General features: G+C 68.4%; 11 protein-coding genes and 1 tRNA gene. 7 read left to right on the top strand and 5 right to left on the bottom strand.

Annotation, left to right across the window (positions count from 1 at the left end; genetic code table 11):
* Positions 1-159: 159 nt before the first annotated feature.
* Complete coding sequence (locus OFY01_RS15275) at positions 160-603, bottom strand: MarR family winged helix-turn-helix transcriptional regulator (RefSeq protein WP_266600177.1); 444 nt, start codon at positions 601-603, stop codon at positions 160-162.
* 467 nt (positions 604-1,070) lie between these two features.
* On the opposite strand from OFY01_RS15275, the gene OFY01_RS15270 reads away from it, so the two are divergent.
* The 5 genes from OFY01_RS15270 to OFY01_RS15250 all read left to right on the top strand — a co-directional run bounded on the left by OFY01_RS15270 (position 1,071) and on the right by OFY01_RS15250 (position 7,197).
* Positions 1,071-2,087 carry a VOC family protein gene (locus tag OFY01_RS15270; protein WP_266600175.1) on the top strand — a complete coding sequence of 339 codons (1,017 nt, stop codon included), beginning with the start codon at positions 1,071-1,073 and terminating at the stop codon, positions 2,085-2,087.
* A gap of 46 nt (positions 2,088-2,133) precedes the next feature.
* Complete coding sequence (locus OFY01_RS15265) at positions 2,134-2,919, top strand: beta/alpha barrel domain-containing protein (RefSeq protein ID WP_266600173.1); 786 nt, start codon at positions 2,134-2,136, stop codon at positions 2,917-2,919.
* A gap of 122 nt (positions 2,920-3,041) precedes the next feature.
* Positions 3,042-4,658, top strand: coding sequence for an FAD-dependent oxidoreductase (locus tag OFY01_RS15260; protein ID WP_266600171.1), 1,617 nt, complete (start codon positions 3,042-3,044; stop codon positions 4,656-4,658).
* Positions 4,659-4,714: 56 nt separating this feature from the next.
* The gene (locus OFY01_RS15255; RefSeq protein ID WP_266600169.1) at positions 4,715-5,947 is read left to right on the top strand and encodes an acyltransferase family protein; all 1,233 of its coding nucleotides are present in this window, start codon (positions 4,715-4,717) and stop codon (positions 5,945-5,947) included.
* 44 nt (positions 5,948-5,991) lie between these two features.
* Positions 5,992-7,197: an MFS transporter gene (locus OFY01_RS15250; protein ID WP_266600167.1), complete on the top strand. Its 1,206-nt coding sequence runs from the start codon at positions 5,992-5,994 to the stop codon at positions 7,195-7,197.
* A gap of 182 nt (positions 7,198-7,379) precedes the next feature.
* Here OFY01_RS15250 and OFY01_RS15245 read toward each other — a convergent pair.
* Positions 7,380-7,453 (bottom strand) — tRNA-Gly (locus OFY01_RS15245).
* Positions 7,454-8,023: 570 nt separating this feature from the next.
* On the opposite strand from OFY01_RS15245, the gene dcd reads away from it, so the two are divergent.
* Both dcd and OFY01_RS15235 read left to right on the top strand, forming a co-directional pair.
* On the top strand, positions 8,024-8,599 hold the full coding sequence (gene dcd / locus OFY01_RS15240; protein ID WP_266600165.1) for a dCTP deaminase: 576 nt from the start codon (positions 8,024-8,026) through the stop codon (positions 8,597-8,599).
* 11 nt (positions 8,600-8,610) lie between these two features.
* Positions 8,611-9,129 (top strand): phosphoribosyltransferase, encoded by a 519-nt coding sequence (locus tag OFY01_RS15235; RefSeq protein WP_266600163.1) that lies wholly within the window; start codon positions 8,611-8,613, stop codon positions 9,127-9,129.
* Between the two features lie 42 nt (positions 9,130-9,171).
* Here the strand turns inward: OFY01_RS15235 and OFY01_RS15230 are convergent, their stop codons facing one another.
* From OFY01_RS15230 to OFY01_RS15220, 3 genes are all read right to left on the bottom strand, one after another.
* Positions 9,172-9,393, bottom strand: coding sequence for a hypothetical protein (locus tag OFY01_RS15230; protein ID WP_266600161.1), 222 nt, complete (start codon positions 9,391-9,393; stop codon positions 9,172-9,174).
* A 101-nt stretch (positions 9,394-9,494) separates the two neighbouring features.
* Positions 9,495-10,385 (bottom strand): Yip1 family protein, encoded by an 891-nt coding sequence (locus tag OFY01_RS15225; RefSeq protein ID WP_266600159.1) that lies wholly within the window; start codon positions 10,383-10,385, stop codon positions 9,495-9,497.
* 223 nt (positions 10,386-10,608) lie between these two features.
* Positions 10,609-10,835 (bottom strand): hypothetical protein (locus tag OFY01_RS15220; protein ID WP_266600157.1); only part of this gene is annotated, 227 nt, incomplete at its 5' end.

The following is a 10,835-nucleotide window of genomic DNA, read 5'->3' as shown; positions in this document are numbered from 1 at the left end:
GGCATTTTAGGCGGAAGCGGATGGCGCGATCAGGCGTGACGCCCATGTCCGGATCCTTTCTCTCGCAAGAGATTGGGTCCGCGGACGGCGTTCGGGCCCGCCATGGAACGCGAGAAGCCCCTGCCGGTCACGGCAGGGGCTTCTCGGCGCGAGGGGGGCTCAGTGATCGAGGGTCGGCGCATACCGCAGCCGGGCCACGACCGAGCTGGTCCTGCTGTCCAGGGCCGCCACCTCGAGAGCCGCTCCCACTTCCTGGCGGAAGAGTCGGCTGATGTCCGTGACGATCGCACGTCCCTCATGGGTGATGCGCACCACCACACCTCGACGGTCCGTGCCGTGGGCGACTCGCTCCGCGAATTCGCGCTTCTCCAGCCGTGCCACGGCTCGGGTGGCCGAGGACTGATTGAGCCCGAGCCGCTGGGCTAGATGGTTCATCCGCATACCGGCCGGGTCTCCGGAGCTCAGGGCCTGCAGCGACAGGAAGTCGGTCAACCCAAGTCCGAAGTCTTCGGAGAGTTTCCTGTCCAGCGTGGTCCCGACTTCCGCGACCAGTACCGACAGCTGGCTCCACAGCTCGATGCCGTCTTCCTTGCGTGGTCGCATGGCTGCTGCCTTCTGTGCTCGAAGGGTCTCGTCGTCTGCCTCGGGGAGAGCAAGCAGGAACCCGGATCGGGCGCAACCGGAACTCGGGCGCGTCGGGTTAACGCCCAGCATACGAGCCGCAGCCTCTCACGAAAACCCGAAGTAACCCCGTTCTTTTCATGCCCACACAACGATCATGGAGGGTCCTTGCTGATGTGGCGACGCGCACCGACTCCACAGGAGGAGGAAAAGCGCAGGTCAACTACGCGATCTTTGATGAATCGTGCACTCGACCGGAAGTGATTGTTCTTGCGTGCGCAAGAATGTTCCTCTACTGTCGCCAGCGTTCGGGTGCGCTGCCCTGCCGGTGGCGGGCGTGCCAAAGGCGCCCGACGCACCGTCCAAGGGGGGACTGCATGCTCAGCGCTGCGCCTACATCATCTGCCAGGCCCGCACCCACAACCAGCGGCCTGCCGACCGCTCGGGCCGTGGACCATTACGCGTTCACCGTGCCCGACCTGAACGACGCGGTCGCCTTCTTCACCGACGTACTCGGTGGTGAGCTGTGCTATCGGGAAGGGCCTGTCGAGGCCGCGTCCGGCGACTGGATGACACGCAAACTCGGTGTTCACCCCCGGGCGCGGGCCCACGTCGCCCTGGTCAGGCTCGGCCCGTACAGCAACCTGGAGCTCTTCGAGTACTCGGCACCCGGCCAGGTCACCTCGCCGCCGGGGCCGAGCGATGTAGGCGGCCATCACCTGGCGCTGCGGGTGGTGGACCTCGACTCCGCGGAAGAGCACCTGCGCGCCAACGATGTCGTGCGTCTCGGCCCGGCGGAGGCCGGCGAAGGGCCGGAGGAGGCGCGGCGCTGGTTCCTGAGCCCGTGGGGCATGATGTTCGCCCTGTGCGGGCCGCCGTCCCCCACGGCCGGCCGCGGCACGTACGCCGGGCGGTTCGTGCCGGCACGCACCGCCCGGGGGGAGGGGCCGCTGCGTCTGCTGGGCGTCGACCATGTCGGGTACACGGTGGTCGACCTGGACGCGGCGACGGACTTCTTCACCGACGTCCTCGGCGCCGAGATCGTCGAGTGGCCACCCGCGTCGGTACCCACGAGTCACCGGCCGCCCGGGACCGAGCGGGAGCGGCGGGTCGTGCTGCGCACCGGCCCCACAGCCAACGTAGAACTCTCTCAGTGCGGGACAAACGCTCTGCGCACACGGCCGCCCCGCAACAGCGATGTCGGAGGCCACCACCTCGCCTTCTACGTGGACGACGTCGACACGGCCGCCGCCTACCTGCGCAGGCAGCCCGGAGTGACGCTGATGGGAGAGCCGGAGACGATCGCGAGCGGCCCGATCGCCGGAGACCGCTGGCTGTATTTCGGCACCGCGACGGGCATCCAGATGGAACTGATCAACATGCCGGACGGCGCCCTGCCTTACGAGGCGCAGACAACGGCCCGTCGGGCCACACCCGGGCGGTTGCGCTGGCACGACCGCCCGTGACGGCCGCCCGGCGGCCACGCACCACTCGCACCATCCGGGGGATCCAGTGAGCACGTTCGCACCGACACCGACCCGCACGACCGGCCCGCTTCGCAAGGCCACCGAGGCAGGAGTGGCCCTCTGGCTCGACTGCCGTCACACCCCGGCATCCGGGCACGTGGCACAGGCCCGTGCCGCGGTCGACGAGCGCACGTGTGGCGTGCTCGGCGGCGCGCCGGAAGGACGCTCCCCTCGCCCCGGCGGCATCCCGGCTGGCCTCGCCGTGACCGCGGTGGCGACGGACGGTACCGCGGTCGTGGGACCCGTGCGTTCCGTGGTCGGCTACCGGCGGATCATGGACGTTCTGCTGGCGGACCTGGAGGCGCTGGTCGCGTCGGGCGGCCCGCTGCCCGTGTCTCCCACGGTGATCGAGTACTCGTTGTCGGACGTCGATGCGGCCGTGGACGCCTGTCTCGACCTGGCCGGCAGCTGGGAGGCCAAAGCCATGCGCGGACTCGCCGGCGTCGCCGGCGCGCATCTGCTGTACGGCGCGCTGCGGCGGGATCTGGGCTCCGCCCGCTGGGCCCGCCTGATCGCGGCAGGCGCCCAGGTCCCGTACCTCCTGTGGTCCTGCGGCCCTGCCGTCACCGCCGACCGGGGTGCCCGCCTCGCCGAGAAGTGCCTCTTCCCCGGTACGGGTGTCGCGCTGTCGCCCGCGGCCCTGGCCGAGTTCGGCGAGCGCGGTGTGGTCACGGGCCCGACCGCACTCGACCTGGACGAGGCGGTTCGCGTTGCCAAGGCCCTCGGCTGGTTCGACGTGAATCTCAACTCCCTTTCCACCGCCGGGGTTTGAGGCATTCCGCCTCTCTGATCTCCCCCGGTCCCACCTCACCGACTCTCCACAGCCCTCTGCGGGCTGTCCCGTCATGCCCACGACCCAGGCATGACCGCGCCGAGAAGACAAGGACCTGCTCGATGAAGACCATGAAGCGGCGAATATTCCTTTCCGGTACGGCTGCCGCGGGTGGCGCCTTCGCCGCGACCGCGGCCGGAGTCGGCACCGCCGTCGCGGCCGAGGCTCCCCGCACCACGTCGGAGGCCACGGGCACGATCACCGTCGGCCCGCAGGACCGCCGCTACTCGGACCTGCGCCGCGGCACCAACCAGCGCTGGGTCGGCAGCCCGGAACAGATCCGCCTCGCCACCACCACGGAAGAAGTCGTCCAGGTCGTCCAGGAGGCCGTGGATTCCGGAAAGCGGCTGGCCGTGCGCAGCGGCGGGCACTGCTACGAGGACTTCACCACGCACAAGGACATCTCGATCGTCCTGGACCTGTCGCGCATGGACGACGTCTCCTATGACACGCACCGCCGCGCCTTCGCCGTACAGCCCGGCATGCCGCTCGGCCGCGTGTACGAAAGCCTCTACAAGGGCTGGGGCGTCTACCTTCCGGCCGGCAACTGCCCCAGCGTCGCGGCCGGAGGGCACATCCAGGGCGGTGGTTACGGCTCGATGAGCCGCCGAGACGGCCTCGCGGTCGACCATGTGTACGGCATAGAGATCGTCGTCGTCGGAGCCGACAAGAAGGCACGCGTGGTCACCGCGACCCGAGAGCAGGACGATCCCAACCGCGACCTCTGGTGGGCCCACACCGGCGGCGGTGGCGGCAACTTCGGTGTGGTCACCCGCTACTGGCTGCGCTCCGCCGATGCCACAGGGTCCGACCCGGCCGATCAGCTGCCCACTCCGCCGCGCGAGGTCTGGCTCAGCGAGATCGCCTGGCCCTGGGCCGATCTGAACGAGGCACGCTTCACCCGCCTGATGTGGAACCACGGAGAGTGGCATGCCCGCAACAGCGCCCCGGATTCGCCGTACACCGCTCTGTTCAGCCAGCTGAAGACGTTCCACAAATCAGCCGGCGCCGTGGTGCTCGACTCACTCGTCGACGCTGGAGCCCCCGGTGCCGAACGCATGCTGAAGAGCTACATCGATGCCGTGTCGGCGGGCGTCGGAGTCAAGCCCCAGGTACGGCAGTACCGGCGGATTCCGTGGCTGCACGCCACTCAGTGGCCCGGCTTCACCGGTCCCGACCCCACCATCAGGTTCAAGGGCAAGTCGGTCTACGCCAAGCGCACCTACACCGACACACAGATAAATGCCGCTTACCGGCACCTGACGCGCGACGACTTCGACAACCCCGGCGCGCTCCTGATGATCGCGTCGTACGGAGGCGTGGTGAACAAGGTCGCCGAAGACGCCACCGCCGTACCGCAGCGCGACTCCGTACTGAAATACCAGGTCGTCTCCCTCTGGAACGACGCCGCGGACGACAAGGCCAACATCAGCTGGGTCCGCACGTGCTATCGCGACATGTTCGCCGAGACCGGCGGAGTGCCGGTACCGAACGACACCACCGACGGGTGCTTCATCAACTACGCCGACGTGGACCTCAGCGACCCGCTGTGGAACACCTCGGGCGTCGCCTGGCACGACCTCTACTACAAGAACAACTACCCACGGCTGCAGAAGGTCAAGGCGGCCTGGGATCCCACCGGGTTCTTCCAGCACGCCCAGTCGATCAGTGCCTCTTAGGGCCTGACCGCCCCAGTACCGCGCAGCCCGCCGTCTCACGTGTACAGGTGATCCTCGTGCCCGACGTACGTCCCCGTCCCGCTCCCGTGCCCTCCGCACGGCTCTCGTCCCTCACCGGGGTGCGGTTCCTCGCCGCCTTCCTGGTGTTCCTCTTCCATCTGTCGCTGCTCGACGCCTATTCGTCCCCAGGAGGGGAGCACGGCCTCTTTGCGGCCGTCGTGAAGAACGGCGGCTGGGCAGGAGTCACGTTCTTCTTCATCCTCAGCGGCTTCGTCCTGACCTGGTCGGCCAGGGACAAGGACAATCCCCGCGCCTTCTGGGGACGCCGCCTGGCCAAGATCTACCCCAACCACGTCGTCACCTTCGTGTTCGCCCTCGTCCTCTACGCGTCGGCGAGCGCGACGCTGGACCGGGGGCTTCCCAACTTCCTGCTCCTCCAGGCGTGGATACCGCGCGACGACGTGTTCTTCAGCATCAACAACCCCAGTTGGTCGCTCTCCTGCGAACTGGTCTTCTATCTGCTGTTCCCGGTGCTGCACCGGTTGATCGTCCGGATCGGAGCCCGACGGCTGTGGTGGTGGGCCACCGGCGTCGCCGTGACAATCGTGCTGCTGCCGCTGATCGCCCAACTGATTCCTAGTGGTGCGGCGTTCGGTCCGAACCACGCCAACTCCCCGCTGCACGGTCACTCGATCAACCAGATGTGGTTCGTCTACATCTTCCCGCCCACACGGGTGCTCGACTTCGCCCTCGGCATCCTGATGGCCCGGATCGTGCTGAGCGGCAAGTGGCCGCGTCTCGGCGTGCTGCCCGCCCTGGCCCTCGCTGTCGCCGCATACGTCGTCAGCCTGCGGGTGCCCTTCCTCTTCTCCTTGAACGCCGTTGTCGTCATCCCCTTCGCGCTGCTCATCGCGGCCATCGCGGCGCGGGACGCGCAAGGCGTAGGCACAGCCTTCGGCGGACGCGTGTGGGTCTGGCTCGGCGAGGTCTCCTTCGCCTTCTACCTCGTGCACCAGACCCTGCTCTCTTTCGTGCAGGAACGACTGGGCTTCCGAGAGGCAGGCTCCGCCCTGGAGGCGGTGGCCGTCGCCGTGCTCGTCGCCGTGGTCAGTCTGCTGCTGGCCTGGCTGCTCTACGCGGGAGTCGAGCGGCCCGCCATGCGCCTCTGGTCCCGGTACCGGGGCCGCTCCCGGAACCAGGGGATCCCGGCCGCGGGCGCACCAGCCGTCTCATCGACGAGCACGGCCGCGGACGAGAGCGAGAAGACCGTCACAGCGGGCGCGCCCTGATGTCCCCGTCCCAGTGAGCCCAGGCCAGGAACAGGAACACCACCATGCCTCTACCCGTGTTCGCGATGATGCTCTGTACCTTCTGCGTCGGCACCGCGGAGAGTGTCATCGCCGGGATTCTTCCGAACATCTCTCGGCACGTCGGCGTTTCGCTGAGCGCCGTGGGAATGCTGATCAGCGTCTACGCCCTCGTCGTCGTCATCGTCGGACCCTGCGTGACGGCCCTGACCGTCCGGCTTCGCCGCGCCGTGCTGCTCCCCGGCATGATGGGCACCTTCATCCTCGGCAATGTCGTGGCCGCGCTCGCCCCCGGCTTCAGCTGGCTGGTCGCGGGCCGGGTGGTGAGCGCGCTGGCCCACTCCACCCTCATCGCCGCGTTCGTGGCAGCCGCACGGGACATCGCGCCACCCCACAAACGGGCAGCGGCCGGGGCCAAGGTCACCCTCGGCATCGGCCTCGCGACCGTCATCGGCGTCCCGGCCGGAACACTGGTCGGGGACAACTGGGGCTGGCGCGCCACCTTCTGGGCACTGGCCGTGCTCAGCCTGTTGTCGACTCTGCTGCTCATGCGTGAGCGCATCCCCGACCCCGCACCGGCCGAACCTGCCGCCCGCGATCAGGGCCGGCCCGGCGAGGGTGGACTCACATCCCTCGTACCCATGGCCCTGGTCGCCCTGGTGATCGTGATGGGTACCGGTGGCGTGTTCGCTCTGTACACGTACGCCTCTCTCTACCTGACGGAGGCCGCCGGATTCGGCTCCTCCGCCGTTACCGTCCTGCTCTGGCTCTACGGTCTCGGAGGTATCGCGGGCAACGTGGTCGGTGCCCGCGCGGCCGACCGCCACCTGTCGGCCGCGGTACTTGGCAGCCTGGGCCTCGCCGCCGCCGGGCTTCTGCTGCTCGTCCTGCTGGTCCACAGCCCCTGGGCCGTAGCCGCGCTGTTCTGCATTCTGGGCGCTGCGTACTTTGCCACCATCCCGGCGCTGAACTCCCAGATCGTCGCCTCCGCGGGTCCTGCGTCGGCCACGATGGCACTCACCGTCAACAACTCGGCCTTCTGCGTGGGAATCGCCCTCGGCAGCTGGCTCGGCGGCGCCCTTCTCGCCGGTGGACACACCGTACTTTCCATTCCGGAGGCGGGAGCCGCTCTGGTCACTGGCGGGTTGCTCCTCAGCGGCATCGGCAGTCGAATACCGCGCAGAAAGCCTACGAGCGCCGCCGCTGTGGCTCCTGGAGCCGCCATCCAATGAGAGCCCATTGGTTACGTCTGCCGAGGCCATACGTGGCATGCCACCAGGCGTCTACACGTGTCGCGCGACTCCAGGCGCTACCAGAACGGGGGCTGCCCTGCGGTGTCGGGAACGTCGGAGTGAAGCGCATACAGATGCTCAGACACAAACAAACCCCAGGCCGCAGACCCGGGGTTTCCTCATGGAGCGGGTGACGAGAATCGAACTCGCGCTCTCAGCTTGGGAAGCTGATGTTCTACCATTAAACTACACCCGCTTGGTACGGCCCCGCTTGAGCGATCCGTACTGGCGGACACTGTACCTCACACCGGGCCCCGGGCGCTGACGCCCCGGGGCCCGGATGCGTTGCGGAGGGTGGAAGTGACTGCGGGTGAAGGGAGTTGGGGCGTACGGTGTGGGGACCGCGAGAGGGTTGTCCAGGGTCGGGGAGTCGCCTGGATCGGCGTCCCTTTCATCCCGTAATGTGACCCCTCGTCGTCGGTCGGGAAACCGGCCAAGTGACTCGTGGGGAAGGGACTCAAGGGACCTTGATGGACTCGATGGAGCGCACCGTCGTCCGCTGTGCCGAGGGGCACGTCTTCAGCACCTCTTCGTTCCCGATGCAGCAGGCCGACCGGCTCGGTCCCGGCCGGCTGATCCGATGTCCTCGGTGTGCCCGGCTGCGTCACGCCGTCCCCGTGGGGTCGGAGAAGCGCTGACCGTGGCCGAGGGGCGAGCCGAGCGGCGAGTCGAGGAACGAGCCGATGGGCGAGCCGAGCGGTGAGCAGGCCGAGTGCGCGGGCCCGCCGATTGTGGCGGGCCCGCGCGCTCTGCGTATCCTCGGTGCGTGCTTCTCTCAGACAAGGACATCCGGGCCGAGATCGACGCCGGGCGGGTCCGGATCGATCCCTTTGACGAATCGATGGTTCAGCCGTCGAGCATCGATGTGCGGCTCGACCGCTACTTCCGGGTGTTCGAGAACCACAAGTACCCGCACATCGACCCGAGCGTGGAGCAGAAGGACCTCACGCGGCTCGTCGAGCCGGAAGGCGACGAGCCGTTCATCCTCCACCCCGGTGAGTTCGTGCTCGCCTCGACGTACGAGGTGATCAGCCTTCCCGAGGATCTCGCCTCTCGGCTGGAGGGGAAGAGCTCGCTGGGGCGGCTGGGTCTTGTCACGCACTCGACGGCCGGGTTCATCGATCCGGGCTTCAGCGGGCATGTGACGCTTGAGCTGTCCAACCTCGCCACCCTTCCCATCAAGCTGTGGCCGGGGATGAAGATCGGGCAGCTGTGCATGTTCCGGCTGTCGTCGCCCGCCGAGTTCCCGTACGGGAGTGAGCGGTACGGTTCCCGCTACCAGGGGCAGCGTGGGCCCACCGCGTCCCGGTCGTACGTCAATTTCCATCGGACACAGGTGTGAGCAGCAGCGACATGAGTGATGTGGCCTCCGTGCGCGAGAACCTCACGTACGAGCAGTTCGGTGCCGCCGTGCGCGAGCTCGCGCAGACCATCGCCGACGACGGGTACGAGCCCGACATCGTGCTGAGCATCGCCCGTGGCGGCGTGTTCGTCGCGGGCGGGCTGGCGTACGCGCTCGACTGCAAGAACATCCACCTGGTCAACGTCGAGTTCTACACCGGTGTCGGCACCACCCTGGAGATGCCGGTCATGCTGGCGCCCGTGCCCAACGCCATCGACTTCAGCGACAAGAAGGTGCTCATCACCGACGACGTCGCCGACACCGGCAAGACGCTGAAGCTGGTGCACGACTTCTGCCTCGATCACGTCGCCGAGGTGCGTTCCGCCGTCGTCTACGAGAAGTCGCACAGCCTGGTCAAGTGCGAGTACGTGTGGAAGCGGACCGACGACTGGATCAACTTCCCGTGGAGCGTGCTGCCTCCGGTGCACGCGTCGGGGCAGGCTCCCAAGGAGAACAAGGAAGCCGTCTAGCCGTCGCTGCCCCTGGCCGTCGCCGCGCCCGGAGGCTGAGGGCTAGAGCTTGGTCATCTTCGCGTACGGGCTCGGTACGCGCATCTGCGTCGAGCCGAAGTCCACGAGGGCCGCGATTCCGTCCTCCATGCCGACCACGCGGCCGAGGCCGTACATGTCGTGGGTGACCTGGTCGCCCACGGCGAAGTGCTTCGGATCCGGTGCGACCGGGGCCTTGAAGGGGCTGGTGGGCAGGTGCCGCTTTGACGCCGGAGGCTTTTGCATGGCTCAGTATGCGCCTTCGCGGCCGTCCGGCGCCATGGGGGCGGGCAGACCGTAGAGCGTCGGCCCCTCATGGCGCCCGGCCTGACCGGTCACCCGGTCGTCTAGAACGTGCCCAGCTTGATGATCGACAGCAGCGCGATCAGCTGGATCACCGACGCGGCCAGCGCTTTCGGCCACGGCAGGTCGTGGGACTTGGAGACCATCGTCGTCAGCAGGCCGGCCGCGGCCAGCCATGTCGCCCAGCCGAGCAGCTGCACGAACGTCTCGTCGCCGCCCAGGAACATGCCGACCACCAGGCGCGGGGCGTCCGTGAGCGACGCGATGAGCATCGACAGGCCCACCGTGGGCTGCCAGGCGCCGTCGCCGCCGAGCTGGCGGGCCAGGGTGTGGGTGACCACGCCCAGGACGAAGAAGCTGACGGTGATCGCGACGCCCGTCGTCAGGACGTACGGGACCGCCGACGAGAACGTGGCGTTGATCACGTCCTTGCGGGCGCCGTCGAAGCCGAAGATCGCGAGCAGGCCGTAGAGGAACGTCACGATCAGGGCCGGGGCCCACATCGCGTAGTCGCGCATCTGGAGGTACGTCTGGGCCGGGCGCAGGATCACGCCGCTCAGGAGCTCCTTCCAGTGCAGGCGGGGGCCGATGGGCGGCGCCGGGGCCGCGCCCGCCTGGTAGGTGGAGCCCTGGGTGTACGCGTACGGGTCCTGGGCCCCGTTCACCGAGAACGCCTGGGTGTGGCCCGGGTTGTTCGCCGCGTACGGGTCGTTCGTGTACGGGGCGTTCGCGCCAGGGGCGTTCGCGTTCGGGTCGCCGAAGTACTCCGGCTCGCCCGTGCCGCTGTTCGGGTGGGGCCACTGCTGCTGGTGCTGCTGCTGTTGCTGTGCGTACGGGTACTGCTGTTGCGGTTGCCCGTACGGCGGGTGCCCCTGACGTCGGCCCTGCGGCGCTTCGCGGTTGTCCCGGCCGCGTCCGTTCCTGAATCCAGCCACGTACTCGAACGTACCTGGTTTGGAGCGATGCGTTGCCGGGCCCGGGGGACGGGCCCGGCATTGCTTCTGACCTGTGACATCCCCTAAGGGGCGACCCTGCGGTCCCTGAGGGAGGGCGGTCTTCGGGAGGCGTGGCCGACGGCGAACGGCCCGCACCCCCCGTCGCTTCGACGCTGCGACGGGGGGTGCGGGCCGTTCGGGCTACTTCGCCGCTACCGCACCGTTACTTCACCGGCGCGGGCTCCGGCGCGTCCTCCGGCTCGGTCGAGCCGGCCGGGGGCGGGGTGTCGGAGGGCGGCGTCTTGACGGAGTCGAGGAGCAGCTGGGCCACGTCGACGACCTGGATCGATTCCTTCGCCTTGCCGTCGTTCTTCTTGCCGTTGACGGAGTCGGTCAGCATGACGAGGCAGAAGGGGCAGGCGGTGGAGACGATGTCGGGGTTGAGGGAGA

The organism is Streptomyces beihaiensis (assembly GCF_026274175.1).
GTDB lineage: Bacteria > Actinomycetota > Actinomycetes > Streptomycetales > Streptomycetaceae > Streptomyces > Streptomyces beihaiensis.
Note: the sequence above shows the minus strand (reverse complement) of the source record. Positions and strands in the feature narration are given on the sequence as shown.

Coding starts and splice junctions, on each gene's coding strand:
- OFY01_RS15235 (WP_266600163.1), top strand. CDS start 8,611: ATGAGTGATGTGGCCTCCGTGCGCGAGAACCTCACGTACGAGCAGTTC.
- OFY01_RS15260 (WP_266600171.1), top strand. CDS start 3,042: ATGAAGACCATGAAGCGGCGAATATTCCTTTCCGGTACGGCTGCCGCG.
- OFY01_RS15250 (WP_266600167.1), top strand. CDS start 5,992: ATGCCTCTACCCGTGTTCGCGATGATGCTCTGTACCTTCTGCGTCGGC.
- OFY01_RS15230 (WP_266600161.1), bottom strand. CDS start 9,393: ATGCAAAAGCCTCCGGCGTCAAAGCGGCACCTGCCCACCAGCCCCTTC.
- OFY01_RS15275 (WP_266600177.1), bottom strand. CDS start 603: ATGCGACCACGCAAGGAAGACGGCATCGAGCTGTGGAGCCAGCTGTCG.